Origin of the sequence: Solidesulfovibrio sp. DCME (assembly GCF_049995385.1) — a bacterium.
Lineage (GTDB): Bacteria > Desulfobacterota > Desulfovibrionia > Desulfovibrionales > Desulfovibrionaceae > Solidesulfovibrio.
On the sequence record NZ_CP188261.1, the window covers coordinates 3,846,049 to 3,871,906 of the forward strand.

The window sequence follows — 25,858 nt, forward strand, 5'->3', positions numbered from 1 at the left end:
CACGAGGCCCCGTATCATGTCGTCCACTCTGCTCGGCTTCCTGGCCGCCCTGGCCGCGACCATCGTCTGGGCCGGCAATTTCGTGCTGGCCAGGGGCATCGCCCAGGCCATCCCGCCGATCCAGCTCAATTTCTGGCGCTGGCTGGTGGCGCTGGCCTGCCTGCTGCCCTGGGCGCTGCCCAGGCTTCGGGCCGACTGGCCGGCCATGCGCCGCCATTGGCCGCATCTGGCCGTCATGGGCCTGCTTGGCGTCACCCTGCTCAACACCCTCATCTACAAGGCCGGCCAGACGACCCAGAGCCTCAACATGGCCCTGCTCGTGCCCACGGCGCCGATAATGATCCTCGTGCTGGCCCGCGTCCTCTACGCCGAGCCCATCACCGGGCGCCGGCTGGCCGGGATGCTGGTCGTGCTGGCGGGGGTTTTGACGCTGCTGGCCCGGGGCGACCTGGGCCATATCGCGGCCGTCCAGTACACCCCCGGCGACCTCTGGGCCCTGGCCGGCGTGGCCTCATTCGCCCTGTATTCGCTGTTCGTGCGCAACCGGCCCAAGGGCTTGTCCATCGCCGGCTACAACGCCGCCACCTTCGCCTTGGGGCTCGTGTTGCTGCTTCCGGGAGTCGTCGTGGAAATGGCCGTCGGCCCGTCGCCGACCTGGAGCGCCGCCGTGTTCGCGGGGATCGCCTACGCGGGCATCGGCTGTTCCACCGTCGCCTATCTGCTGTGGACGCGGGCCATCGCCGCCATCGGGCCGGTCCGGGCGGGCATGATCTACTACAGCCTGCCGCTTTTCGCCGCCGTGGAGTCGACCTGGCTTCTGGGGGAACCCGTCGCCGCCTTCCACATCGTGGGCGGCGGGCTGATCATTTCGGGCATTCTGCTGGCCACCCTCGACAGGCGCCTGCTGCGACCCCCAGGCCTTGGCAAAGGGCGAGAGGCGGGGTGAACGGAAGGGCCGCCTCAGCAACCGGTCGCCCGGCCACGCAGAAAGGCCACGACCGGGCCCTCCCATATCCTCTCGGCCTCGACGACCTCGAACCCCTTGGCCGGGAGTATCTCCACGAGCTGCCGGAACCGGAAGCTGTGCCACAGCACCTGGCCCTCGTACTCGATGGCCCAACGCAACAGCGAACTGTTTTCCGAAAAACTCGAATCGCCGTAGCAATAGGTGATGAGCAACAGGTCCCCGCCGGGCTTGAGGACGCGGTGCATTTCCCGCAGGGCCAGCTCGGGCTGCTCCATGGTCTGCAAGGCATTGACGCTCATGACCGTATCGAACGTGTGGCTTTCGAACGGCAGATCACAGGCATCGGCCTGTTGAAAGCAGACGTTCCCCGGTTGCGAGGCCAACTTGCCCTCGGCGACCCGTATCATCTCGGGGGTCACATCCACGCCCCAGACCTCCTGGCAGCGCGGCGCGAGGCGGATGCTCAGATCACCCGGCCCGCAACCGACATCCAGGACCCGGCGGGCTGGATCCATGTATTTGGCCAGGACGTTCCAGTTGACCGCGTACTGGTCCTTGAAATCATTGGCAATCCAGTCGTCGTATCCTTCGGCGGTGGCTTCCCAGAAACGCTTGTTCCTTTCCTGCCTGTCGCCGCCCGGGGTATCGTATGCTTCGCAAACCATATGCATGTTCCCGTAGGTAATTTGCCGGCGCCCGTCCGGTCGAAAGTCCCGGCCGGCCCGGCCCGCGCCGGGCCAAGGCCCGCAACCGGGGCGCGTCGGCAACGGCCGCAGCCCATCCGCAGCCGCAGCCGCAAGCGCCGGCGGCAGCCGGGGCGCGTCAAGGCGCCCCGCTTTCCGGGGTCCGCGAGGGATGGCCTGTCGCCGTTGCCGAGCCTTGCCCTTGCCCGGGGCATGGCCCGGGCAGGAGCAGCCCCCGGCGCCGCCTAGAAATTGAGGTTGAGCTTCTTGCGGAACGTTTCCAGGTTGCGCACCGCCCGCTGCCGGGCGGCGGCATTGCCCTTTTCCAGCACTTCGCGCACCAGGTCCGGGTTGTTGTCAAAGGCCTTGCGCCGGTCGCGGATGGGCTCGAGGAAGGCGGCCATGGATTCCACCAGCACCTTCTTGCAGTCGCCGCAGCCCCAGGTGGCGTGGGTGCAGCCGTCGACGATGGCCGGGAGCTTTTCCGGGTCGGTCAGCAGTTCGTGGTAGGGGTAGAGGTTGCATTCCTTGGGGTCGCCGGGGTCGGTCAGCCGGGCCCGCTTCTCGCAGGTCAGCATGCTCATGACCTTTTTCTTCATGGTCCCCGGGTCTTCGGACAGGCCGATGGCGTTGCCGTAGCTCTTGCTCATCTTGCGCCCGTCCAGGCCGGCCAGCTTGGCGTCCGGGGTCAGCAGGGCCTGGGGCTCGGGGAAGACGTTGCCGTACAGGTGGTTGGCCCGGCGGGCGATCTCCCGGGTCAGCTCCAGGTGCGGCAACTGGTCCTGGCCCACGGGCACGAAGCCCGGCTTGTACAGGAGGATGTCCGAGGCCATGAGCACCGGATAGCCCAGAAAGCCGTAGGTGGTCAGGTCCTTGGCCGCCAGCTCCTGGAGCTGGTCCTTGTAGGTGGGGCAGCGTTCGAGCCACGAGACGGGGGTGAGCATGGACAGCAGCAAATGCAGCTCGGCATGCTCCTTGACCTGGGACTGCTGGAAGATCACGCATTTGTCCGGATCGAGCCCGGAGGCCACCCAGTCCTTGACCAGTTCCGGCACGAAGCCCTTGATGCGCTTGGGCTCGGCGTATTCCGTGGTCAGGGCGTGCCAGTCGGCCACGAAGAAATAGCATTCATGGCTGTGCTGGAGCTCGATCCAGTTCTTGAGCACGCCGAAGTAGTGGCCCAGGTGCAGGGGGCCGGTGGGGCGCATGCCGGAGACGATCCGCTTGTTTTCCTTGGGTGTGTTCTCGCTCATGGCAATATGATCCGTTTCCTCGTGAAGGGTATGGAAAAAAGGAAGGCGGCCCGGGCCGCCTCCTACAGCAGCAATCGGGACAGGTAGGCGACGGGCGGCATGAGGATCTTGCCGAGCACCCCGGCCACGGCCAGGACCAGCAGCAGCAAAAAGCCCCAGCGGCCGAATTCCTGGTAGCGCAGGGCCAGGCGCGGCGGCAGGAAACCGGCCAGCACGTTGCTGCCGTCCAGCGGCGGCACGGGCAGCAAATTGAACACGCCCAGGGCGATATTGACCGTCACCCCGGCGGCGCACATGTACAGCAGCGGTTCGAGGATGCCGTAGGCCAGCGTTCCTTCGACCACGCCCCGGCCGGCGTATTCGATGCCCCGCACGGCCAGGGAGCACACTACGGCCAGGATGCCGTTCATGGCCGGGCCGGCCAGGGCCACGAGCATCATGCCCTTGGCCGGATCTTTAAAATAGCGAGGGTCCACGGGCACGGGCTTGGCCCAGCCGATCATGCGGGTGAGCAGAAAGGCCAGGGTGCCGATGACGTCCAGGTGGCGGAAGGGGTTGAGCGTCAGCCGGCCGGCCAGGCGGGCCGTGGGGTCGCCGAGCCAGTTGGCCACGTAGCCGTGGGCCGCCTCGTGAAAGGTCACGGCCATCAGCACCGGCGGCACCAGCAGGACGATTTCCTGCATCGTCTGGGAAAAATCGGGGAACATGGGCTAGGCGGCTAGCACGAACGGCCGGCCGGGGCAAGGTCGGCGCCGGCCTCGACGGGGGGCGCCGGTTGCCTCAGGGGATGACGCGTCCGGCCGCAGGGGAAGCACTCGCCCGGAAACCCCGCGCTCGTCCGGCCAGCGACCGGTCCGGCCGGGAAGCGCCGCGCCCCGGGGGCTGCCCGGGGCGTCGCGGGCGCGGGCACGGCCGGAATCAGCCGGCCTTTTCCATGGCCTGGGCGACCTTGTTTTTGAGTTCGCCCAGATCCACGGACTTGACCACGTAATAGTCGGCGGCGATGGATTTGAGGTCGTGCTGGAAACTGTCGTAGGCGGTGCTCAAAATCACCGGCACGCTCTGGTCCTTGCCGCGGATCTCCTGGAGCAGGTCGAGCCCCGAGCGGTTGCCGCCAAGCTTGATGTCGAGCACCACCACGTCCGGCTCCACCCGGGCCATCAGCGGCAATATGTCCTCCTCCCCGTCGGAGGTCACCACCTCGTAGCCTTCGCCTTCGAGCTCCTCCTGGTACAACATCCGGATATGCTTCTCGTCGTCGACGACCAAAATCTTCCCGCTCATGGATCAACTCCTTGCAAAACGACGCTTTTTCGACACAACAGGCGCGTTTCTCGACTCCAATGTTATGCTGAAAAGCCCGGAGCCGGTCAACCGTTTTCCCGGGCGGGCCGCTTGATTCCAACGCGGTCCCAGGCTACATGGCCAAGCCATGATCACCGTAACACTGGGCACGGACAAAACGCCAGTCGCCTACGAAAAAATCAAAACCGTCCTCCAATTGCTGGGCAAACTTCACCTTCGTGTCAACGACGCCCTGGTCATCCGCGACGGTGAACTGCTCACCCCCGACCGCTCCCTGCGCCACGGCGACCACGTCACGGTCCGCCCCGTCGTATCGCGCGGGTAGGGGCGTTTGGGAGGCCTCCGGCGGCCAGGAGGGGATGATCCCCTCCTGGACCTCCCCGATGGGGGGGCCGAAGGACGCCCTTGACGGGAACACATATTGCCGACAAAAAAAGTCTGAAACAACCCTTTGCCCCTTTAAAAGTTTTTGGGGAAGGAGGGGGGCCGGGGGGAGGGAACCCTTTTTTTCAAAAAAGGGTTCCCTCCCCCCGATTCCTCCCCCCGCCTCCCCAAGGAATTTTTCATGAAGTGCAAACGATGCGGCGAATTGGCGGCGGTGAAGCTGCCGAGCCACCATGCGGGCTTTTGCCCCGCATGTTTCGAGCGGTTTTTCAAAAAGCAGGTGGAGACGGCCATCCGGCGCCACGGCATGATCGCGCCGGGCGACAAGGTGCTGGTGGCGGTTTCGGGCGGCAAGGATTCGCTGGCGCTGATGCGCGTGCTGTCCGACCTCGGCCACGACGTGACCGGCTTGCACGTGCACCTGGGCATCCCGGACTCGTCCGACCCGGTCTGCCAGCGCACCGAGGCCTATTGCCGCGACAACGGCTTCCCCCTCCACGTCCTGCGCACGGCCGACGTGGGCCTGGCCATCCCCGAGGTCAAGGCGGCGGTGCGCCGGCCCATCTGCGCCGTGTGCGGCAAGATCAAGCGGCATTATTTCAACCGGTTCGCCTACGAAAACGGCTTTGCCGCCCTGGCCACGGGCCACAACCTCGACGACGAGGTGGCCCGGCTTTTCGCCAATGTCCTGCGCTGGGATGCGCCCTACCTCGGCGGCCAGGGGCCGACGCTGCCGGCCGAGGGGCGATTCGTGCGCAAGATCAAGCCGCTGTACCGGTTGACGGAATTCGAGACCGCGGCCTACTGCTTTTTAAAGGGCATCGACCACTGGAAGGCGGCCTGCCCCTATTCCGGCGGGGCCAGCTTCACCGGCCACAAGAAGCTCTTCGCCGACCTGGAATACGCCAGCCCCGGCCAGAAGACGGCCTTTTACGAAGCCTTTCTGGCCAAGGGCAAAAAGCATTTCGCCGGGGCCGGCCGCGAGGGCGCGGAGACCCTCTTCGCCTGCGCCACCTGCGGCTATCCTTCCTCGAGCGAGGTCTGCGGCGTGTGCCGCATCCGCGAACTGGTCCGGCAGCGGTCGTAACCCCGAAAACGGCGGCCGGGGGCCAGCCACCCGGCGCCATCCGCCGCAAGTCACCCAGGCAACAGGGGCGTTTGACTGTCATGCCGCATGCAAGGCCGCTTTTGCCGGCGATCCGCCTCCCGGGTTGAGCCATGGACACCAGGACCGTCATCCTGCTGCTGTCCCTCGGCTCGTTCGTCTTCTGCCTGCTGCTGGTCGTCTTCCAGCACGGCAAGGAGGCGCGCGAGCGCATACCCTACCTGGCCTCGGCCAAATTCCTGCAGGGGCTGGGTTCCCTGATCATGTACCTGCGGGACCTGGCGCCGGATTTCGGCACGGTGGCCACCGGCAACGCCCTGGTGCTGCTGGGCTGCGTCCAGGAATACTGGGCCGTCCTGTATCTGGTCGGCCGTCCCGCCTCCGGCCGCCGGCATGTCCTGGTCATGGCCCTGGTCGCCGCCGCCTGCCTGGCGACCTACGGCCTCGCCCCGCCCGGCCGGGCCGGCGTCCTGTTTTGCCTGCACACGCTGTTCTACCTGCTGCCGGCCTGGAGCCTCATGCGCCCGGGTGTCGCGGCGTCGCTTTTGCGCCGTTTCCTCGGCGTCAGCTACCTGCTGCTCGGCCTGCTGTTCCTGACCCATTTCCTGCTGCTGTCCCTTGGGCTCGAGAAGGTCTCGGGCTGGTTCGGGCCGGCGGTCTATGCCGTCATGCAGCCCTCGATCTACTGCATCATGCTCATCGGCGGCGTCAGCCTGCTGCTTCTGGCCAAGGAAAAAAGCGACCACGCCCTGGAGGCCTCCAACCGCAAACTGGCCGCCCTCAATCGGACCGACAGCCTGACCGGCATCGCCAACCGGCGGCACTTCGACGAGGCCCTGGCCCGGGAAATCGCCCGGCACGCCCGCTCCGGGGACGAATTGTCGCTGATCCTGCTCGACATCGACCACTTCAAGGCCTTCAACGACCTCTACGGCCATGTGGCCGGCGACGACTGCCTGCGCCGCGTCAGCGGCGTGCTCTCCCGCAGTGTCGGCCGGGCCGGCGACTTCGTCGCCCGCTACGGCGGCGAGGAATTCGTGTGCATCCTGCCCATGACGGACAGCCGTGGCGCCTACGACGTGGCCGAGCAGATGCGCCGGGGCGTCGCGGCCCTTGGCATTCCCCATGCCGCAAGCGACGCCGGCGGATGCGTGACGATCAGTTGCGGCGCGGCCACCTGCGCCTGCACGGATGTCGCCAAGGCCTCGGACATCGTCTCCAGGGCCGACACCCTCCTCTACCAGGCCAAGGCCGCCGGCCGAAACCGCACCTGGGCCGAGCGCTGCCAGCGGGCCTGGGACGAGGCTTCGGGACACGCTGCCGCCGGGCGGAGCGCCTGAGCCGGCCGGCCAACAAAAAGCCCCCGGCACCAGGCCGGGGGCTTTGCGGTCCCAAGGGGCGTCGGCCGGCTGTGGCCGCGCCGCCCGGGCTTATCGCGGCAGCACCTCGCCCAGGGCGTCGAGAAAGCCCTTGAGCATGGCCGGGGTGATGTCGCCCATGTGGCCGATGCGAAAGATCGGGCGCCTGCCGGCCGCTTCCAGGTCCTCGTTGAGCTTGGCGTAGCCGGGGTCGAACAGGTAGCCGCGCGCCCGCATGGCTTCCTTGGCCGCCCGCAAGTCGGCGAAGGTCATGCCCGCGGGCACCACGGCCGTGGTCACGGTGGGCGAGCGGTGGCCTTGTTCGGCAAAAAGCCCGTAGCCCGGCAGGGCCGCGACAAAGGCCACGGCCTGTTCGCGCATGGCCGCGTGGCGGGCGAACCGGGCGGCGATGCCCTCCTGCCTGACGATGTAATTAAGCTGCAGCCACATCTGGTTGCCGAGTGCCACGTTGGGCGTGGACTGGGTCTGGAACTTGGCCGCCCGGCCGAGGTGGGCCAGGATGTCCGTGGCGTGGCCCCGGGCCGTGACGTGGCCGGCCTTGTCGATGGCCGCCGGGCTCACGAACCCGATGCCGAAGCCGGCGTTGAGGCCCAGCGATTTTTGCGTGGCCGTGCAGTACATGTCGCAGCCGGAGGCGGCGATGCCGCTTGGCGCCCCGCCGAAGATGCTCACCCCGTCGACGATGGCCAGGGCGCCCCGGGCCTTGGCCACCCGGCACAGGGCCGCCACGTCGCTGGTCACGCCCGTGGAGGTCTCGTTGTGGGTAATCGCCACCACGGCGGGCCGGTGGGCGTCCATGGCCGCTTCCAGGGCGGCCACCGTGGCCGTGCGGCCGGGCTCGACGGCGAGCTTTGCGGCCTTTTTCCCGTTTTCCAGCGAAATCTTGTGCCACAGGTCGCCGAAAGCGCCCATGGACACGTGGAGCACGGTCTCGTCCGAAGCGACCAGCGAGCGCACGGCCGCTTCCATGGCCGTGGAGCCCGAGCCCAGAAAGAGGATGGTCTTGTAGTCCTCGGGCAGTTCGGCGATGGCGCGCAAATCCGTGAAGATGGGTTCGAAGCGCTTGGCGTTTTCGCTGTCGCGGTGGCCGAATTCGGGCCAGGCCCCGGCGGCGCGCACTTCGGGGCGCACGTAGGTCGGGCCGGTGATGAAAAGCGTGTGCGTGGCAAAGGGCGTGTCGGACATGGCGCAATGCTCCGTGTTGTCGGTGAGGCGGGCAACCTACGGCAAAAGCCCGGCCCGGGCAATCGCTGCCGCGCGGGTACCGCCGCACGGGCATGTTCGGATGATGTGCCTCCGGCCAGGCGCCGCCGGACGGGCATGTTCGGATGGTGTGCCTCCGGCCAGGCGCCGCCGGACGGGGACGGCCGGATGGAGTGTCACCGGTCCGACGCCGGCGTGCGGGAACGGCCGGATGGAGCGCCACTGGCCGGACACTGCCGGGCAGATGCCGCCGAACAGGGACGGACGGGCATGGATGGTGCATGGTTACGCCGGGACGGCAAAATCGTCCCGACAAGGAGCATTGGGCCATGTCACGCATTCTGCTTGTGCTCGCTACCCTGGCCGTGGCCGCCTGCGCGCCGGTGGCCAACGGGGAATTGGCGCGCATCCTCGACCGCCAAAGCAACGACTGCCTGACGCAAGTCGCCGGCCGGCAGGACTTTCGCACCATGCGGCAAAAAACGCCGTCGTTCCTGCTGCCCTAGGTTACCCCTGGGGCGCGCGGATGGCGGGATGCCTTGCGGGTGCCCCAGGGTGACCATCTCGGTGGCCCCAGGTGCACGCGGTCGGCGGCCGCCGGGAGGGCTGGCCCGGAAAAGGCCGGCCCCTCGCGCCGGCACAGGCCACGCCCGTACCCGTGGCCGCAGGGACATTGCTCGGTCCGGCCGTCTGTCGGCTCCGCCTGGGCCGGACCGCAGCCGGCCGGCGAACCGGCGCGCCCGTGGCGGCGCGGCGATGTGGTGGTGACAAAGCGTTTGCCTGGTGGCGACGGCCACCGTTGCGAAGGCCAAGCGCCCACGCACGCGGCGGCACGGGCACACCAGGCACCCCTTTCCGCCGCGACGGGACGTAACGATCGAACCGGCAAAGGCGGCCGGACAGGCCAGGCTCCTCCCCGCCGCGCCGGGGCGCGCCACCGGGGTCAGACGCGCCGGCCGGGCCGCTCCACCGGGGCCAGACGCGCCGGCCGGGCCGCTCCACTGGGACCAGGGGGCCGGCCGGGTCGCCCCACCAGGGCCAGAGGGCCGGCCGGGTCGCCCCACCAGGGCCAGAGGGCCGGCCGGGTCGCCCCACCAGGGCCAGGAGGCCGACGGGGGCTCTCCACCGGGGCCAGGGTGGCTGGCCGGGCCGCTCCACCAGGGCCAGGGGGCCGAGGGGGGGGCCGGCGGCCGGTCAGCCGGCGGTCTTGTCCGGGGCGTCCCCGGGGGCGCCGGGCTTGGCCGGCTCGGCCGACTCGTGGGCGACGGCCTCGGGCTCGGTGGCCTCGTCCGACTCGGAGGCCTGGCTGGATTCGGGATAGACGATCTCGCCGGTGGCCTCGTCGTAATAAGGCCCGTCCTCGGCGCCGCCGCGTTCGGACTTGCGCTGCAGTTTTTCTTCCTTCTTTTTCTTCTTGGCCAATTCCTTGGACCGCTTGGCGAATGTGTAGGCGTTTTTTGCCACTGCTCCTCCCGTGTCAGGGTTGTCCGGCTCCCGCCGGCCAGCGCGGCCGCACGCAAGAGCCGATGCGACGCGTATCGAGAATAGCTCAAAGCCGGGCCGGGGAAAAGGAAAAATGCGGCCGACAATCGCCGCCCGCCCCATCTTGCCCGCCGCGCCCCCTTGAGGCTATAGGCTCCCCATGCGCGAGCCCGAAATCATTCTCATCCGCGTCTCCGGCCCGGACAAACCGGGGCTGACCGCCGCCGTCACCGCCGAACTGGCCCGGCACAGGGCCGATGTCCTGGATATCGGCCAGTCCGTCATCCACGACACCCTGTCGCTGGGCATCCTGGTCAAGGCCCCGGCCGGCGGCGAAGCCACGCCCTTTCTCAAGGACCTGCTTTTTTGCGGCCACAAGCTCGGCGTCAACCTGACCTTCACCCCGGTCGACGCGGCCAGCTACGAGGCCTGGGTGGACGCCCAGGGCAAGGACCGGCGCATCGTCACCCTGCTCGCCCGGCGCTTAAGCGCCGAGCACATCGCCGCCGTCACCGGCGTGATCGCCGAAAACGGGCTCAATATCGACGTCATCACCCGCCTGTCCGGCCGGGCTTCGCTCGACCCGGCCAACTCGCCGCGCATGGCCTGCGTGGAATTTTCCGTGCGCGGCACGCCGGCCGACCTCACGGCGCTCAAAAGCGAATTCCTGGCCATCTCGGCCGCCCTCGGCGTGGACATCGCCATCCAGGAAGACAACGCCTTCCGCCGCAACCGCCGGCTGGTGGCCTTCGACATGGATTCGACGCTCATTGCCGCCGAGGTCATCGACGAACTGGCCAAGGCGGCCGGCGTGGGCGAGGCCGTGGCGGCCATCACCGAATCGGCCATGCGCGGCGAGATCGACTTCAAGGAGAGCCTGCGCCGCCGGCTGCGCCAACTGCAGGGCCTGCCGGCCGAGACCCTGGAGGCCGTGGGGGCGCGCATACCGCTCAACGACGGGGCCGAGCGGCTGATCACCAACCTCAAGCGCTTCGGTTACAAAATCGCCATCATCTCCGGCGGCTTCACCTACTTCGGCAAACGCCTCAAGGACAAGCTCGGCATCGACTACGTGTTTGCCAACGAACTGGAGATCCGCGACGGCAAACTGACCGGCGAGGTGGTGGGCGACATCGTGGACGCGGCCAAAAAGGCCGAGATCCTGCGCATGCTGGCCGACCGCGAGGGCTTGTCCCTGCAGCAGGTCATCGCCGTGGGCGACGGGGCCAACGACCTGCCCATGCTCGGCATCGCCGGCCTCGGCATCGCCTACCACGCCAAGCCCGTGGTCAAAAAAGGCGCCGGCCAGGCCATCTCCACCCTGGGCCTGGACAGCATCCTCTACCTGGTGGGCGTGCGGGAGCGCGACACGCTTTCGTAACCTGCGCCTGCCGCCGCCTTGTGCCCAGGAGGCTGTTGACAGGCCTTGCGCCAATCGTCACAATCCTGTCACAACATCGTCGCCCATACGAGCGGGCGAAAAGGGTTAACCTTTTCGACGCCCCTTGGCGATCCGCCAGGCAACCGTACCGGAGTGTGACGTGGAAAGCCCGCTCGACAATGCCATCCATTCCCTCAAGGTGGATGTGCTGCACATGATGCACTTGTCCCAGGACGCCGTCAAAAAGGCGGTGGCCAGCCTCGTCGAACACGATGCCGTCAAGGCCCGCGAAGTCATCGACGCGGACCGCGAAATCAACGCCTTCGAGTGCCACGTCGATTCGGAGAGCCTGAAAATCCTGGCCCTGCACCACCCCGTGGCCAAGGACCTGCGTTTTATCGTGGGGTCCATGCGCATGCTGGTCAACATCGAGCGGCTGGGCGACGAGGCGGTCAACATCGCCGAGCGCGTGCTGGTCCTGACCACCGAGCCGCGCCAGCCCATGCACGACGACATGCGCCTGCTGGCCGACCTGGCCCTGGAACTCACCCGCGCCTGCATCAACTGCTACATGGACCTCAATGTCGAGGCGGCCATGGCCGTCATCGAGCAAAACGCCGCGGCGCTGGACCTCAACGTGCGCATCTTCCGGGAAGTCACGGGCGAGATGATCCGCGAGGCCAGGCCGGTGGAGCGGGCCGTGCAGCAGTCCTTCGTGGCCCACAGCCTCAAGCGCATCTGCGACCAGTGCGCCAACATCGCCGAATCCACGATATTTATTCGCAAGGCCATCGACTACAAGCACAAGTGCGGCCTGCCGCCGCGCGAGGCCTAGGCGCCCTTCCCCCGCTCCCCCGTACGGCCGGCCTCAGGCGCCCGCGTCCGTCGCGGCCGCTTTTTGCCGTTTGCGGCGGGTCGGGTCGCCGGCCTCGCAGGGCGTGCCCACCTGGCACAGGCCGCAGCTGTTGACCGCGATGCCGTCCATCTGCTCCCGGGCCACGTAGGGGCCGGTGACGCCGCGGATGTAGTGCATGCATTTGACCTTGTCGTGGCCGGCCTCGGAAATGGCCCCGGCCGGGCAGCGCCGGATGCAGGCCTTGCACGGCGTGCCCACGGCGCGCAGGCACCAGGCGTCATGGCGCGTATAGGGGCGTTTCGTGACGGGAAGCGCGCAGCGCGCCACCACGCTGCCCACCCGCACGGCCTTGCCGGCCGGGGTAATGAGCCCGTCGGACAGGCCGAAGGTGCCCAGGCCGCAGGCATAAGCGGTGTGGCGCTCGGACCAGTTGGAGGCGAAGCCGTAGCGCGGCGAATCCCGCCGGTCCCAGGCGGGCAGCAGTGTCGGGGCCACGGCCGGGACGCCCCGGCCGGCCAGCCCGTCCACCACATGGCGGCGCAGGGCTTCGTTGAGCATCTCGCCGTAGTGCCGCACCCGGCTCCAGGCCAGGCTCGGCAGGTCGCGGCAGGCCCGGTGGTCGGCCCGGGTTGCGGCGGTCTGGGGCAGGACCCAGGCGATGACCGACAGGTCCCCGGCCGGGGCCGGGTCGTCGGGAAAGGCCCGGGCAAAGGCGTCTTCGGGCGTCCAATAGAACTGCGGCCCGATGTCGTGGCGCAGGAAGTCGAATATCGGGTCCGCCCCGGCGGCCACGCCGATCAGCGGCGTATCGAAGGCCGGCAGGCCCGCGCCCGGGAACAGGGCGTTGTTGGCCCGGTCGGCCATCCAGGCGACGATCTCCTCGGCTATGGTCGGCATGGCGTCCTCCCGCCTGACGGCGCGCGGGACGGGCCGGGTCATTTCTTGCCGCGCCCCCGCTGGTACTTGTTGACGGCGTTTATGTGCTCGTCGAGGCTTTTGCTGAATTTGTGCTCGCCCTCGCCCGTGGACACGAAATAATAGAGGTCGTGGGCCTCTGGCGCGGCCACGGCCTGCAGGGACTTGAGCCCCGGCGAGCAGATGGGCCCCGGCGGCAGGCCCGGCCGCACGTAGGTGTTGTAGGGGTTGGCCGTGTCTTCGAGGTTGGACCGGGTGATGTTGCCGTTATATTTTTCGCCCAGGCCGTAGATGATGGTCGGGTCGGTTTGCAGCAGCATGCCCTTGGCCAGGCGGTTGACGAACACGCCGGCCACCTTGGGCCGTTCGGCGTCGACGCCGGTTTCCTTTTCCACGATGGAGGCCAGCGTCACGGCGGCGAGCAGTTCCTTGCCGGCCGGCTTGTCGGCGGGCCAGACGGCCTCGGCCTGGCGCCAGAACTCCTTGAGCATGGCTTCGACGACGTAAGCGCCGTCGTCGCCGCGTTTGCGGGTGAACAGGTAGGTGTTGGGGAAAAGGAAGCCTTCGGCGGACGCGGCCGGGATGTTGTATTTGGCCAGGAGCTTGGGGTCGCTTGCCGCCCGAAGGAACGCGGCGGCCGAGCACAGGCCGGCATCCTCGGCCAGCTTGGCGATCTGGCGCATGGTCAGGCCCTCGGGCGCGGCGAGCTTGTGCTGCACGCCCTTGGAGGTGGTCAGGTAGTCGAGGAGCTGGGTCGGGGTCCAGCCGGTGCTGACTTCGAATTCGCCGGCCTTGACCTTGCCGGCCTTGTCCGTGAGCCGGGCGAGCAGCCGCAAGCCGTCGGCGTCGCGCACCACGCCCTCGGCGGCGAGCATCTTGGCGGTGGCTTCGAAGGATTGCCCGGGTTCGATGAGGATGACCTTGGTCTGGCCGGGTTTGGCCGGCGGCAGGCTCAGGAATTCGTAGGCCCGGTAGCCGACGAATCCGGCCAGTCCGAGGCAGAAGACGACGAAGCCGAGGAGGATGGATCGCAGCATAGTTCTCCGCCGCGCAGGTAGCGCTCGAGGATGACGGCCGCCGCCTCGGCGTCGAGGCGCGCGGCCAGTTCGCGTCCGGAAAGGCCGGCCGCGCGCAGCCGTTCGGCCGCCTCCTCGGTGGAGTGGGCCTCGTCGGCGCAGGCCACCGGGATGTCGGTGCGGCGCCGCAGGCGCGCGATGAAGTTGCGCACCTGGCGGCCGGTGAGCCCTTCGTCGCCGCCGGCGCGGGCGGGGTAGCCGACCACGATGCGCGTCGGGGCCTGCTGTGCCATAACCGCAAGCAGTTCGCGAAACAAGGCGTCTCGGGTCTCCCAGGCTATGGTGCGCAGGGCGAAGACCACCGTCCCGCCGGGATCGGTGACCGCCAGCCCCACCCGGGCTTGTCCGTAGTCGATGGCGAGCAGGCGCGGCATGGTGGCGGTCGAGGCTCCTTGGCCGAGGTTTTGCGGCAAGGGGGCGGTGGTGTCAATCATCCCCGCTGGCGCGGGGAACACCATGGCTTCTCCCAGACTGAAAAAGCACGTCCGGTTCGTCCCCGCTCATGCGGGGCCCCCCCCTCCCCCGCGTCAGTCGCCCCCACCGCCGACGCCCCGCTCTTCCAGTTCCCGCATGATGCCGCATTCCTCCACGGGCGTGGTGCCGGTGCAGCATTCCCTAAGCGCCGCGAGTTGTTCCCGCAGCGCCTGCAGCCGGGCGATGCGTTCGGTGATCTGGTCGATGTGCGAATCGAGCAGCAGGTTCACCCCGGCGCAGTCGCCGGCCGAACCGTCCTTGAGGGACAGCAGCGCCCGAATCTCATCGAGGTTCATTTCCAGGGCGCGGCAGTTGCGGATAAAGGTCAGCCGGGACAGGTGGCTGGCGTCGTAGAGCCGGTAGTTGCCGTCGGAACGGGCCGGATCGGCCAGCAAACCTTCCTTTTCGTAGTAGCGGACGGTATCCGGCCGACAGCCGGTGCGGCGGGCGAGTTCGCCGATGCGCATGGCAACCTCCTTGAAAAAAACCTTGACCCTGGAGTTGCTCCAAGGTGCTTCATGATTACGGACAAGGCAAGGAGGTTTTGCTATGCCTGCGCACCATCCCGGTCATACCCCTGACCACAGTCATACATTCGAGGAATTACGGCCCGTTGGAGGCCAGGCGCCGTGTTGTTGCGGCGCAAGCTGCGCCAAGGGCGACACCCCGCCGCCCGGAGACGACAGCCCCGCGCCCCAGTCCGCCAGAAGCGACGTATTTCGCATCGAGGCCATGGACTGCCCGACCGAAGAGGCCATGATCCGTAAGGCCCTGGGCACCATGCCGGGCGTGGCCGGGCTGCGGTTCAACCTGCTGGCCCGGGAGCTGACGGTGCACCACGATTTGCCGGACACGCTCGGCATCGTGGCGGCCATCGCGGCGCTCGGCATGGAGGCCGTGCCCGTGACGGCCGATACCGCCGCGCGGGCGGACAGCCAAGAAACCGGGCCGTGGGTGACGCCGGTCCAGGCGGTGGGGCTGGCGCTGGCCGTCGTGTCCGAGCTGGCCGAATGGCAAGGCTGGGCCAGGCCCTGGCTGCCGCTGGCCTGCGCGGCAGTGGCCATCCTGGCCTGCGGCCTGCCCATCTTCAAGAAGGGCTGGATCGCCCTGTCCCGGCGCGAGCTCAACATCAATGCCCTGATGAGCGTGGCCGCGACCGGCGCCGTGATCCTTGGCCAGTACCCCGAGGCGGCCATGGTCATGGTGCTGTTCGCCGTCGCCGAGCAGCTCGAATCCGTGTCCCTGGCCCGGGCCGGCAAGGCCGTGACGGCGCTTTTATCCCTGGCCCCCGAGGTGGCCACCGTGCGCCGCGACGACGGCTCCTTCGAGGCGGTCGCGGCCAAGGGCGTGGCCGTGGGATCGGTCATCCGCATCGCACCGGGCGAGCGCGTGCCCCTTGACGCCGTGGTGGCCGAGGGCCGCTCGTCCGTGGACCAGTCGCCGGTCACGGGCGAAAGCCTGCCCGTGGAGAAGGCGCCGGGCGACGCGCTTTTCGCCGGCACGGTCAACCAGGAAGGGGAGCTTCTGGCCACCAGCACGGCCCTGGCCGACGACGCGACCATTGCCCGCATCACCAAGGCGGTAGTCGCCTCGCCGGGCAAGGAAGCGGACATGAAGCGCTTCGTGGACCGTTTCGCGGCGGTCTACACCCCGGCCGTTTTCGCCGTGGCCGTGGCCGTGGCCGTGCTGCCGCCGCTGGTTTTCGGGGGGAGCTTCGCGGACTGGGTCTACAAGGGGCTGGTCATCCTGGTCATTGCCTGCCCCTGCGCCCTGGTCATCTCCACGCCTGTTTCCGTGGTCAGCGGCCTGGCGGCGGCGGCGAGGCGCGGCATCCTGGTCAAGGGCGGCCTGTTCCTGGAGCGCGGCGGCTCGCTTCGGGCCGTGGCCCTGGACAAGACCGGCACCGTGACCACGGGCCGGCCGGTGCAGACGGATTTCGAGAACCTCTCCGGCGATGCGGCGATAAACCGCGCCGTTGCCGCCAGCCTGGCGGCGCGCTCGGACCATCCCGTGTCCCGGGCCGTGGCCCGACGGGCCGGCCAGGACGGCATCGTGCCCGGCCATGTGGACTCCTTCACCGCCCTGCCGGGCCTGGGCGTGCACGGCGTCGTGGGCGGGAACGCTTACCATCTGGGCAACCACCGGCTCATCGAGGAACTGGGGCTGTGTTCGCCGGCCATAGAGGCGCGGCTCGACGCCCTGGAGGAGGCCGGCAAGACCACGGTGCTGCTGGCCGGCGCCCAAGGCGTCCTGGCCGTCTTCGCCGCCGCCGACGCCATCCGGCCCCACAGCCGGGAGGCAGTGGAAGCGCTTTCGCGCCTGGGCGTGACGACCATCATGCTTTCCGGCGACAACGCCCGCACGGCCGCGGCCATCGCCAAGGAAGCCGGCATCGGGCAGGCCCGGGGCGACCAACTGCCCGAGGACAAGGCGGCGGCGGTGGACGCCCTGCGGGCGGGCCTTGGCGGCCAGGGCTACGTGGCCATGGTCGGCGACGGCATCAACGACGCCCCGGCCCTGGCCAGGGCGGACATCGGCTTCGCCATGGGCGCGGCCGGCACGGACGCGGCCATCGAGACGGCGGACGTGGCCATCATGGACGACGACCCGCGCAAGATCGCGGCGTTCATTGGCCTGTCCCGGGCGACGGTGGCCATCCTCAAGCAGAACATCGCCCTGGCGCTTGGGCTCAAGGGGCTGGTGCTGGCGCTGACGGTGGCCGGGTACGGCTCCATGCTGCTGGCGGTGTTCGCCGACATGGGCACGAGCCTGCTGGTGATCGCCAACGGGCTGCGGCTCTTGCGCGAATAGCCCGGAGATGTCTGCTACTCGAAAGAACTTAGCAATACCAGTTAACGCGATCTAGCTAGCGGGCAACACAACAAACACATTTCGAAGTATATTCCGAAAGTTACAAAGGGCACTATTTTGTTGGCACTTATGAGCGAGAGTTGGATCGGTGCGAATAGAGCTCGCCGCACGCAAAATATCTTTCACGCCTTACTTGACAAAGACACGATTTCTTGTTTTTTTACAGATATTTAACCCTGGCAAATGGGGGGGGGTACCTGAATGCGGATCTACCTTTTTTTCTTTCTATTACTCGTCCCAGCTACCTGTTTAGCACAAACAGACCTTATTGAAACCGCTGCCTGTCCCGATATTTCCCAGCTACCAGCCGACGATAAACCCAATAAACCTGGCGATACGTTTCACCATGAGTACTGGATAGAAAACAAAGGCGATTGCGACATGGTGATAACAAAAGTCAAAAAAAGCTGGTATTCAGTAAATGCCAAACAAGGAAAGCCATCGGCCCTAGTAAAAACCAGTCCTAAGGAAGGGACATATAGCACCGATCCAATAGGAGAAATCATATACGATACAAATTACCGGGTAAAACCGAACACAAAAGACGTTGGGTGGGATATTAACTTTTACAGCACAAAAAACGTTAAATCTGACGAAATCTACTCCTGCTTTATCTATTACGGGTACTTTGACAGCAAAACCTGCACGCAGCAACATTTTGACAAACAATTTAAAAATAGGCAGACCACAGGCGCTGTAAAATCTTCTATCAGGGAATGACAACGCGATCTTCTTCATTAGAAAATGAAAAAATAAATAGTTTGGCTCTATTCACGGAACGGAATCGTCAACGCCGACCGCGAATAGAGCCAAATTCATAACCTTAGCCAGCGAAGCGACCTAGAACGGCACGTCGTCCATGCCCGAGGCTTCGGAGGGGAAGGCCGGGCCAGGCCCCTCGTCGGGATAGGACTGATTGTTTCGGGGCGCGCCCGCGCCGCCGCGCGGGGCGGAACCACCGCGCGGGCCGCCGCCGGGCTGACCGCCCTGGGGAGCGCCCTGCCCGCCCTGCCCGCTTTGGTAGGCGCGCCGGCCGCCCTGGGGCGCGAACTCGTCCTCGCCCATGGGCGCCTCGGCCGCCATGCCGCCACGCGAATCGAGCCCCTGGATGGTGTGGCCGGGGCCGGTCACCACCACCTCGGTCATGTAGCGCTTCTGGCCCTGCTGGTCCTCCCAGCTGCGGGTGCGCAACGTCCCCTCGACATAGACCAGCCGGCCCTTGGACAGGTAGTTGCCGCAGAACTCGGCGGATTTGCCGAACACCTTGACCCGGTGCCATTCCACCCGGTCCACCTTGTTGCCCTCGCGGTCCTTGTAGGACTCGTCCGTGGCCACGCTCATCTCGGCCACGGGGCTGCCCGAGGGCATGTAGGTCAGCTTGGGGTCCTGGCCGAGCCGGCCGACCAAAATGACTTTGTTGATGCTTCCGGCCATGTGCCGCCTCCTGCATCACGCGCCTTGGCGTGGCAAAGTGTCTGGGGAATGCCGGAGCCAAAGGGCCTTGGCCCTTCGGAATCCCTTCGCGGCTTCGACCTGTCGGCCTGCGGCCCGAAGTCCGTTTCCGGGTGCCCCGGACGGTTGTGAAAAACCCGTCAGGCCTTGGGCGCGAGCTTTTCCAGCTCGGCCAGGGCGTCTTCCAGGTCGTAGGACAGCTTGTCCGCCGATTTGGGGTCGCGCTCGCCCAGGGCCGCTTCCAGGGCGGCCTTGACGGCCATGGCCTTCTCCACCCCGGGCAGAAGCGCCGCCCGGTCGCCGGAGGACAGGTCGCCCAGGCGCACGGCGTCGTCGAGGGCGGCCGCGAGTTCCAGCAGCCCCCTGGGGCCGGCCGGCGGCGTGGCGGCCACGGGCCAGGCCAGGGCATAGAGCTTGGCGAAACGCTCCTCGGCGGCGGCCTCGTCGTAGGTTTGGGCAATGACGCGAATCTGCAGGAACTTGCCCATGGCGGCTACTCCCCTTCCTCCCAGTCCGTGCGCACGCGGTTGACCACGTCCTGGATGAGGTGCATCTGGGACTCGGGGCACACGCCCACAAGGGGCGCGCCCTGGTCCACGTTCTGGTCGTGCTGGAAATAGACCGCGTAGATGACCCCCTCGGGGCCTTCGTAGACGAGCGGCTTTTCCCGCTTCATGCGCGAGACGATGAAAAGCTCCATCCCCGGCTTGACCGTGACCGCGCGCGGCCCGGAAGCCTTGACCTTCTTGTCCACGCTGGGGATGAAATAGTACTTGGCCCGCTCCGGGGCGCAAAACAGGTACAGCACCTGGCGCAGGATGGCGGCGATGACCTCGTCTTTCGACAGGTAGTGCCGGATGACGGCCAGCTCCGTGCCCGCCTCGACGAAGGTGCCCTCGAGTTCCTTGCGCACCGTGCCGATCACGCCCTTGGCCTCGGCGAAAAGCGGCTTGTCGTTGTGTTCCCGGGTGAGCTTGGCCAGCAGGGTGCCGGGCTTTTCGCCGTAGGTGCCCGAGGCGGCCACGACCTTGGTTCCGGGTTCGATGGCGGCGAAACGCACCACGCCCGTGTGGGGCGCTTCCACCACGATCTCCTCGAAGGGCGCGGCTTTGATCTTTTCCAGCAAGGCTTTGACGTCTATCACGAGCATTCCCCGCCGCCGGCCCATGGCCCGGCACTGGAGTTTCCGTATCGTTACATCGCGGCGCGCCCCGAAGCAATCGCGCCGCCCCCCCGTCGCCCCCTTTGGGGAGGGTCCGGGAAGGGATCATCCCCTCCCAGCCGCCGGAGGCATCTTCCTCTTCCCGCTACCGATAGTACAAATTGCGGCCGCCGATGGTCAGCAGCACCTGCTTGAGGTTCTTGCGGATCTCGCGGCGGTCCCAGATGCCCTGGATATGGCCCCGGGCCAGGGCGTTGTGGGCCCGGTGGTAGTCGGGCGGGATGTCGATGCCGGTGGTTTCCTTGATGACGCCCGGCCCGGCGAAGCCGATGTTGGCCGAACGCACGGCGAACTGGTAGGGCGAGCAGCCCAGGAAACTGGCCACCGGCCCGGCGTAGGAATTGGTGTCGTAAAGGACCAGGTAGAGCCCGCCGGCCTCGATGTAGCGCCGCACGGCCAGGGTGACGCGCGGCATCTGGATCAGGCCGTTTAAGCTCTCCTGGATACGGATGCCGGCCGTGCCGTGGACGTAGGCCAGGAAGGGGAAATGGCGGCGCCGGGCCCTGGCCAGGGCGCGGATGAACTTCTCGCCCTCGGCCGCGCCCACCGACCCGCCCCGGAAGGCGGAATACAGCACGGCGGACACGATTTTTATGCCGTCGATCTTGGCATCGAGGGACACGCAGGCCGACTGGCGGCCGCTTTTTTTCTTGGCGTCCCTGAGCTTGTCCTCGAAACCGGGATAGTCCAGGGGGTTACCGGCCTCGATGTCGTTGTCGTACTCGGTGACCGAGCCCGGGTCGAAGACGTTGCCGAGCACCCACTGGTACTCCATGGGGAAGTGGTGGCCGCAGTGGACGCACACGCCGGCGAAATCGCCGTAGAGGTCCGGGGCCCACAGGTCCGGGCAGCCGTAGGTCTTGGATTCGGGGCAGGTGACGGCCTTGTCCTCGCCGGCCTTGGGGCTGACGTAGCGCCAGCCGAAATCCTCCAGGCAGGCGCCCTGTTCGGGCTGGGACAGCTCGACCAGCATACGGCTTTTTTCCGGGTCGCAGGTGACCGGGGCGTTCTTGCCGCGGGCGCGGCGCAGGGGCGCGGTCAGGCGGTTGACCACCAGCCGGGCCTCGGCCTCCAGGTCGCCCACGGTCTTGGCCAGGTTTTTGACGTGCTTGCCGATGAAGTCGTAGCGCAGGAAGGAATAGCCGCCCCAGAGCATGCTCTGGGCCCGGGAGGCGATGCGCGCGCCCGAGGGGCGGCCGTCGCGGAAGGCCGTCTCGGCCATGCGGCGGTACTTGCAGTAGCGCTTCCAGACCAGCCGGTCGGCCGCGGCCTCGTCCAGGGTCCAGCGCACGAACATGCCCTCGGCGTCGCCGCCCTTGCGCCGGGAGGCGACCAGGGCCCGGAAGAGCTTGAAGCCGGCCACGCCCAGGAACACCTGGTCCGTGGCCCGGATGACCTCCTGGCGCAGGTCCTTGAAGAATTCGTAGTGGTGAGGCCGGGCGCCGAGGTCCGGCTCGGCGATGACCTTGTCGACGTAGCCCATGCGCCGGTTGTCGGCGGCGGTGATGCAAAGCCGCCTGGCGCAGGCCTCGATGAGCTCCGGGGCCACGCGCTGGCCCTGGCGGATGCCGGCCTCGATGGCCGCCGCGCCCTCGGGCGAGATGACGGAATAGTAGCCGTGGGAGAGCATGAGGCGCACGTCGGACAGGCCGATGGCCTCGGCCCCGCCCGAGCCGCCCTCGGAGATCACCGACACCACCGGCACGCGCAACCCGCCCATCTCGTAGAGGTTGCGGGCGATCTGCTGGGCGGCGCCGGGGAAGTCCTCCACCGGAAAGGCCCCGGGGGTGAAGACGTAGGTGTGGATGGGGATGCGCTCGGTCTCGGCGACCTTCATGTACTGCAGGGCCTTGGCGTTGCCCCAGGGCTTGACCGAGCCGCCATTGCGGAACTCCTGGCCATGGCCCTTTTCCTGGCCGATGACCATGACGGGCTGGTTGATGACCTTGTCGCCCTTGCGCCGGGTGATGTAGGCCCGGGCGATGAGCATGCTCGGGTCGATGGAGTATTCGTCCTGGCCGCCGATCTCGGTGTAGTTGTCGTAGACGTTTTCCAGGATGTCCTTGAGGCTGACCCGGGCCGGGTGGCGCACGATGCGCACCCGGTCCATGGGGACGAGCTCCTCGTCGAGCTTGCCTTCCAGGAAGGTGAAGAGGTCCTCGAGCTGGCGCAGCATCTGGGCCAACTCGCCGGGGGGGGCGCCTTCCCGGGAGCGCAGCTCGGCCAGGCGCGAGCGCATGAGCGCGATATTGGCGTTTTCCCGGCCGCCGAAGATGTCCTGAATGTATTGCAAGCGATCGGCCAGTTCGACCACGCGCTTTTCGATTTCCATAGGCTGTCTTCCCGAAAACGCCGCCCGGGCCGGGCACGGGGCCTGGTCCGGGCGGGCGTCCTAGAATTGCAGGATCGTGGCGGTCTTGTCCCGCAAAAACCGCACGTTGGACTTGAGTTCCTGGCCGGCGCCGTCGGCCCCGGACAGGGTCAGCTCGTCGAGGTAGCCCACGCCGCGTTTTTTGGCCTCGGAGAGGTCGGCGCCCCAGATGATGGCCAGGGCCAGGTTGGGGTCGTATTCGGTGGGGATCTCGTAGGGCGCGTCCATGGGGATGTGGGTATGGAGCCTGGCCCAGGGCAGCGTCGGGGCCAGGAACTGGTCGATGCGCCCGACCCAGGGGGTGAAGCGGTTGGCCGGGTCCTCGGCGATGACGCGGTATTCGATGCCGACCCCGTCGAAAGTAATGTCGGACTGGTCGTAGCCCATGGGTTCGCCAAGGCCCATGCGGATCTGTTCGGCGATGAGGTTGACCCCCCCCTGGCCCTTGATGCGGGAAATGGCGGCGGAGACGCCGTTTTCCACCTGGATGCGGGTGTTGACCTCCATCAGGAACGGCTGGCCCGTGGGCGAGACGATCCATTCCCAGGTGCCCACGTTGTCGTAGGCCACTTCCCGGGCCATGGACAGGGAATAGCCCACGATGTCGTCCAGGAGCTTGGCCGCGTCGAAGGCGTAGGCGACTTCCCCGGGCCGAAAGCCCGGGGCCACTTCCACGCGCTTTTGCCGGCCCGTGGACTGGATGGTGCAGTTGCGCGTGCCGAAGTGGACGATGTTTTTGCCCGAGCGGTCGGCGACGATCTGCACTTCCAGGTGGTTGAAGTCGAAGATGCGCTGCTCGATGAGCACGCCTTCGTCGTGGAACTGGCGCTTGGCGTAGTTGCGGATGCGCCGGTAGACGGTCTTGAACTGCTCGATGTCGTAGATTTCCTCGATGCCCATGCCGCCGCCGCCGGCCGAGGCCTTGACCAGGACCACGGAGTGGGCAATGCCCTGCTCGGCCTGGAAGGCAAAAAGCGTCTCGGCGATCTCCTCGGCCTCCATCTCGTCGTAGACCGGCCGGTCGGAGCCGGGGACGGTTGGGATCGACAGGCTGCGGGCCAGGCGCTTGGTGTTGATCTTATCCCCCAGCGACCGGATGATGCGCCAGGAGGGGCCGATGAAAACCAGCCCCCGCGACCGCTCGGCCACGCGCCGGGCGAAGCGGAAATCCTCGGCGAAAAAGCCGTAGCCGGGATGGATGGCCGTGGCGCCGGCATGGTCGGCCACAGCTAAAATCTCGTTGGCGTCGTGGTAGGAACTGACGCGGTAGGCGCAGCCCGGGCCGCCGAGGCTTTGGGCCAGGGCCAGGTGCCCCGAGGCCGCGTCGGCCTTGGTATGGATGCAAACAAAATCCAGGCCGAGCGAAACGCAAGCCTGGATGATGCGCATGGCGATCTCGCCCCGGTTGGCTACCAGGACCTTATGTTTATTCGTCGGCACGATCCGTCTTCTTGTCCTCGAGGTTGTCGGCCCTCTCCCGCGCCTTGCGCAGGTCGATGCGCCGCTTTTGAATTTCCAGGACCAGCTTGTCGAGCCAGGCCTCCTGGCGCAGGGACAGTTCCCCGAAGGCCAGCCCGGCCAGCCCGGGGCCGGAGACGCGCACCACGGTCACGGGCAGGCCCGCGATGAGCGTGCGCGGCCCGATGGCCAGGGTCACGCGGCCGGTGCGGCCGGAGACGCGCACCACGGTCACGGGCAGGCCCGCGATGAGCGTGCGCGGCCCGATGGCCAGGGTCACGCGGCCGGTGCGGCCGGGGGCGAGCACCCCCTCGGTATCGGCCAGGGAGAGCCCCGTGGCGCTGACGTCGTGGACGACGAAGCGGCGATCGCCGTCGTCGTCCCACACGGCGACCAGCCCGCGGACGCGTTCCCGGTGGGCGGCCCGCCGGCCGGCCTCCCCCTCCAGCGTGAACGTGAAGTCCATGCCGGCCTCCCTACTCGCCGATGGAGCGTTCCAACACGAACTCCACGCGTTGGTTGCGCGCCCGATGCTCGGGGGTGTCGTTGGGATAGAGGGGTTCTAAATCAGCTAATCCGGTGGCTGTCAATCGGTTGGAGGGCATCCCCTGGGCGACCAGGTAGCGCAGGACGGCAACTGCCCGCAATGACGAGACTTCCCAGTTGTCACGAAACCGGCTGGCCGGCCCCGGCGGCTGGTCGTCGGTGAACCCCCGGATGTTGATACGTTCGCCGGCGGTCTTGATGAGGAAATCGTAGAGCAGGCGCAGCCGGGCCTTGCCCGCTTCGGTCAGGTCCGCGTCGCCCTTGGGGAACAGCACCCCGGTGGGCAGGGAGATGGTGACCTTGCCCGAGTCCAGGCTGGCGGACACCAGGCCGTCGAGGCCTTGCTGGGCGGCGAAGGCCCGGAACTGGTCGTAGACGCGGCGCTGTTCGCCAATCAGGCGCTGCTTGACCCTGGCCTGTTCGACGAGGGCGGACATCTCCACCGGGGCGGTCACCGACCCGGTCACCGTTTGTTTCCCCCTTTCGCCGAGGGCCTGCTGCACCGAGGACACGGAGGCGGAGAACTTCTGCCTGTCCATGTTGGACATGGAAAAAAGGAGGATGAAAAAGCTCATCAGCAGCATGGACATGTCCGCCAGGGAGATGAGCCAATGGTGCGACGGGCCGGATTCCTCCCGCTCCTCGCCCAGGGAAAAGGCGTCGTCATCGGCCATAATGCCTGTCCTTGGGCGCGATGAAGGAGGACAGCTTCTCGTAGACCAGCCGGGGGTTGTTGTTTTCCAGGATGCACTTGGCCCCCTCGAAGATGATCTCCAGCTGGAGGGTCTCCACGAGGGTGCGGGAGCGCAGCTTGCCGGCCACGGGCAGGAAGAAGAGATTGCACAAAAGCGCCCCGTAGAAGGTGGCCGTGATGGCCACGGCCATGGCCGGGCCCAGGGACTTGGGGTCGTCGAGGAGCGAGAACATCTGCACCAGGCCGATGAGCGTGCCGACCAGGCCGAAGGCCGGGGCGTAGCCGGCCAGGGACTTGAACACGGCCTCGCCTACGGCGTGGCGGTGTTTCATGGAGCTGATCTCGATGCGCAGGGTTTCGCGGATAAGCGAGGCATCGGCGTTGTCGGCGATCAGTTGGCAGGCCTTCTTAAGGATGGCGTTTTCGGTGTGGATGTTCTCCAGGGCGATGAGGCCCTCGCGGCGGCTGATCTCGGCGATGCGCACCATCATGTGGACGACCTCGGCGTCGCGGACCTTGCGCGAGGAGAAAATCAGGAGCATGGCCGAGAAGGCTTGAAAGACCTCCTTGAAGGGATAGGTGACGCAAATGGAGGCCAACGATCCGCCGACGACGATCATGATGGCATGAAGGTTCAGGAATGGGGCCAGGGTTCCGCCCATGAAAATGGCGCCGAGCACCATGGACACGCCAATGGCGAGCCCCAGAAAGGTCGCGAAGTCCATGCCACCATCCGTCGGGCTGTCGTATTGTTACGGTGTGTTCCGGACGCGGCGGCCTT

At 67.2% G+C, this 25,858-nt stretch carries 27 protein-coding genes; 9 read left to right on the forward strand and 18 right to left on the reverse strand.

What is annotated here, in order from left to right; genetic code table 11:
- Positions 1 to 16 precede the first annotated feature (16 nt).
- On the forward strand, positions 17 to 946 hold the full coding sequence (locus tag ACP59X_RS16885) for a DMT family transporter (RefSeq protein ID WP_428560568.1): 930 nt from the start codon (positions 17 to 19) through the stop codon (positions 944 to 946).
- 14 nt (positions 947 to 960) lie between these two features.
- Here ACP59X_RS16885 and ACP59X_RS16890 read toward each other — a convergent pair whose 3' ends face one another.
- The 4 genes from ACP59X_RS16890 to ACP59X_RS16905 all read right to left on the reverse strand — a co-directional run bounded on the left by ACP59X_RS16890 (position 961) and on the right by ACP59X_RS16905 (position 4,187).
- Positions 961 to 1,632: a class I SAM-dependent methyltransferase gene (locus ACP59X_RS16890; RefSeq protein WP_428560570.1), complete on the reverse strand. Its 672-nt coding sequence runs from the start codon at positions 1,630 to 1,632 to the stop codon at positions 961 to 963.
- Positions 1,633 to 1,895: 263 nt separating this feature from the next.
- On the reverse strand, positions 1,896 to 2,903 hold the full coding sequence (gene trpS / locus ACP59X_RS16895) for a tryptophan--tRNA ligase (RefSeq protein ID WP_428560572.1): 1,008 nt from the start codon (positions 2,901 to 2,903) through the stop codon (positions 1,896 to 1,898).
- Positions 2,904 to 2,965: 62 nt separating this feature from the next.
- Positions 2,966 to 3,610, reverse strand: coding sequence for a site-2 protease family protein (locus ACP59X_RS16900; RefSeq protein WP_428560574.1), 645 nt, complete (start codon positions 3,608 to 3,610; stop codon positions 2,966 to 2,968).
- A 211-nt stretch (positions 3,611 to 3,821) separates the two neighbouring features.
- On the reverse strand, positions 3,822 to 4,187 hold the full coding sequence (locus ACP59X_RS16905; protein ID WP_428560577.1) for a response regulator: 366 nt from the start codon (positions 4,185 to 4,187) through the stop codon (positions 3,822 to 3,824).
- A gap of 148 nt (positions 4,188 to 4,335) precedes the next feature.
- On the opposite strand from ACP59X_RS16905, the gene ACP59X_RS16910 reads away from it, so the two are divergent.
- From ACP59X_RS16910 to ACP59X_RS16920, 3 genes are all read left to right on the forward strand, one after another.
- Positions 4,336 to 4,533 carry a ubiquitin family protein gene (locus ACP59X_RS16910; protein ID WP_428560579.1) on the forward strand — a complete coding sequence of 66 codons (198 nt, stop codon included), beginning with the start codon at positions 4,336 to 4,338 and terminating at the stop codon, positions 4,531 to 4,533.
- Between the two features lie 240 nt (positions 4,534 to 4,773).
- On the forward strand, positions 4,774 to 5,679 hold the full coding sequence (locus tag ACP59X_RS16915) for a PP-loop family protein (protein ID WP_428560582.1): 906 nt from the start codon (positions 4,774 to 4,776) through the stop codon (positions 5,677 to 5,679).
- A gap of 131 nt (positions 5,680 to 5,810) precedes the next feature.
- Entirely contained in the window at positions 5,811 to 7,037 is a 1,227-nt protein-coding gene (locus ACP59X_RS16920) for a GGDEF domain-containing protein (RefSeq protein ID WP_428560585.1), read from the forward strand.
- Between the two features lie 90 nt (positions 7,038 to 7,127).
- Here ACP59X_RS16920 and ACP59X_RS16925 read toward each other — a convergent pair whose 3' ends face one another.
- Positions 7,128 to 8,261 carry a pyridoxal-phosphate-dependent aminotransferase family protein gene (locus tag ACP59X_RS16925; RefSeq protein ID WP_428560588.1) on the reverse strand — a complete coding sequence of 378 codons (1,134 nt, stop codon included), beginning with the start codon at positions 8,259 to 8,261 and terminating at the stop codon, positions 7,128 to 7,130.
- A 347-nt stretch (positions 8,262 to 8,608) separates the two neighbouring features.
- Here ACP59X_RS16925 and ACP59X_RS16930 point away from each other — a divergent pair, with 347 nt between their 5' ends.
- Positions 8,609 to 8,785 carry a hypothetical protein gene (locus ACP59X_RS16930; RefSeq protein ID WP_428560591.1) on the forward strand — a complete coding sequence of 59 codons (177 nt, stop codon included), beginning with the start codon at positions 8,609 to 8,611 and terminating at the stop codon, positions 8,783 to 8,785.
- A 688-nt stretch (positions 8,786 to 9,473) separates the two neighbouring features.
- On the opposite strand, the gene ACP59X_RS16935 is transcribed toward ACP59X_RS16930, so the two are convergent.
- Positions 9,474 to 9,743: a hypothetical protein gene (locus tag ACP59X_RS16935; protein ID WP_428560594.1), complete on the reverse strand. Its 270-nt coding sequence runs from the start codon at positions 9,741 to 9,743 to the stop codon at positions 9,474 to 9,476.
- Positions 9,744 to 9,921: 178 nt separating this feature from the next.
- Between ACP59X_RS16935 and serB the strand changes: the two genes are divergently transcribed.
- Positions 9,922 to 11,142: a phosphoserine phosphatase SerB gene (gene serB / locus ACP59X_RS16940; protein ID WP_428560596.1), complete on the forward strand. Its 1,221-nt coding sequence runs from the start codon at positions 9,922 to 9,924 to the stop codon at positions 11,140 to 11,142.
- Between the two features lie 160 nt (positions 11,143 to 11,302).
- Complete coding sequence (gene phoU, locus ACP59X_RS16945; protein WP_428560598.1) at positions 11,303 to 11,977, forward strand: phosphate signaling complex protein PhoU; 675 nt, start codon at positions 11,303 to 11,305, stop codon at positions 11,975 to 11,977.
- A gap of 33 nt (positions 11,978 to 12,010) precedes the next feature.
- Here the strand turns inward: phoU and ACP59X_RS16950 are convergent, their stop codons facing one another.
- The 4 genes from ACP59X_RS16950 to cadR form a co-directional block, all read right to left on the reverse strand.
- Entirely contained in the window at positions 12,011 to 12,895 is an 885-nt protein-coding gene (locus ACP59X_RS16950) for a 4Fe-4S ferredoxin (protein WP_428560601.1), read from the reverse strand.
- 38 nt (positions 12,896 to 12,933) lie between these two features.
- Positions 12,934 to 13,950: an endolytic transglycosylase MltG gene (mltG, locus tag ACP59X_RS16955; RefSeq protein ID WP_428560603.1), complete on the reverse strand. Its 1,017-nt coding sequence runs from the start codon at positions 13,948 to 13,950 to the stop codon at positions 12,934 to 12,936.
- Positions 13,866 to 14,363, reverse strand: coding sequence for a Holliday junction resolvase RuvX (gene ruvX, locus ACP59X_RS16960; protein ID WP_428569945.1), 498 nt, complete (start codon positions 14,361 to 14,363; stop codon positions 13,866 to 13,868). The genes mltG and ruvX overlap by 85 nt, the downstream gene beginning before the upstream one ends.
- Before the next feature lie 153 nt (positions 14,364 to 14,516).
- A complete protein-coding gene (cadR, locus tag ACP59X_RS16965) occupies positions 14,517 to 14,930 on the reverse strand; it encodes a Cd(II)/Pb(II)-responsive transcriptional regulator (RefSeq protein WP_428560605.1) in 414 nt (137 codons plus the stop codon).
- An 82-nt stretch (positions 14,931 to 15,012) separates the two neighbouring features.
- On the opposite strand from cadR, the gene ACP59X_RS16970 reads away from it, so the two are divergent.
- On the forward strand, positions 15,013 to 17,274 hold the full coding sequence (locus tag ACP59X_RS16970) for a heavy metal translocating P-type ATPase (protein WP_428560608.1): 2,262 nt from the start codon (positions 15,013 to 15,015) through the stop codon (positions 17,272 to 17,274).
- A 261-nt stretch (positions 17,275 to 17,535) separates the two neighbouring features.
- Complete coding sequence (locus tag ACP59X_RS16975) at positions 17,536 to 18,054, forward strand: hypothetical protein (RefSeq protein ID WP_428560610.1); 519 nt, start codon at positions 17,536 to 17,538, stop codon at positions 18,052 to 18,054.
- Between the two features lie 120 nt (positions 18,055 to 18,174).
- Here ACP59X_RS16975 and ACP59X_RS16980 read toward each other — a convergent pair whose 3' ends face one another.
- From ACP59X_RS16980 to ACP59X_RS17015, 8 genes are all read right to left on the reverse strand, one after another.
- Positions 18,175 to 18,768, reverse strand: a complete 594-nt coding sequence (locus tag ACP59X_RS16980; RefSeq protein ID WP_428560612.1) for a single-stranded DNA-binding protein — start codon at positions 18,766 to 18,768, stop codon at positions 18,175 to 18,177.
- A 158-nt stretch (positions 18,769 to 18,926) separates the two neighbouring features.
- Positions 18,927 to 19,274: a hypothetical protein gene (locus ACP59X_RS16985; protein WP_428560614.1), complete on the reverse strand. Its 348-nt coding sequence runs from the start codon at positions 19,272 to 19,274 to the stop codon at positions 18,927 to 18,929.
- Between the two features lie 5 nt (positions 19,275 to 19,279).
- The gene (locus tag ACP59X_RS16990; protein ID WP_428560616.1) at positions 19,280 to 19,930 is read right to left on the reverse strand and encodes a biotin attachment protein; all 651 of its coding nucleotides are present in this window, start codon (positions 19,928 to 19,930) and stop codon (positions 19,280 to 19,282) included.
- A gap of 163 nt (positions 19,931 to 20,093) precedes the next feature.
- On the reverse strand, positions 20,094 to 22,340 hold the full coding sequence (locus tag ACP59X_RS16995; protein WP_428560619.1) for an acetyl-CoA carboxylase carboxyl transferase subunit alpha/beta: 2,247 nt from the start codon (positions 22,338 to 22,340) through the stop codon (positions 20,094 to 20,096).
- Between the two features lie 60 nt (positions 22,341 to 22,400).
- A complete protein-coding gene (locus ACP59X_RS17000; RefSeq protein WP_428560622.1) occupies positions 22,401 to 23,819 on the reverse strand; it encodes a biotin carboxylase N-terminal domain-containing protein in 1,419 nt (472 codons plus the stop codon).
- Positions 23,806 to 24,303 (reverse strand): PilZ domain-containing protein, encoded by a 498-nt coding sequence (locus ACP59X_RS17005; RefSeq protein ID WP_428560624.1) that lies wholly within the window; start codon positions 24,301 to 24,303, stop codon positions 23,806 to 23,808. The genes ACP59X_RS17000 and ACP59X_RS17005 overlap by 14 nt, the downstream gene beginning before the upstream one ends.
- A gap of 10 nt (positions 24,304 to 24,313) precedes the next feature.
- A complete protein-coding gene (locus tag ACP59X_RS17010) occupies positions 24,314 to 25,057 on the reverse strand; it encodes an OmpA/MotB family protein (RefSeq protein ID WP_428560626.1) in 744 nt (247 codons plus the stop codon).
- Positions 25,047 to 25,802 carry a motility protein A gene (locus ACP59X_RS17015; protein ID WP_428560628.1) on the reverse strand — a complete coding sequence of 252 codons (756 nt, stop codon included), beginning with the start codon at positions 25,800 to 25,802 and terminating at the stop codon, positions 25,047 to 25,049. Before ACP59X_RS17015 ends, ACP59X_RS17010 begins: the two co-directional genes overlap by 11 nt.
- Positions 25,803 to 25,858: the final 56 nt, after the last annotated feature.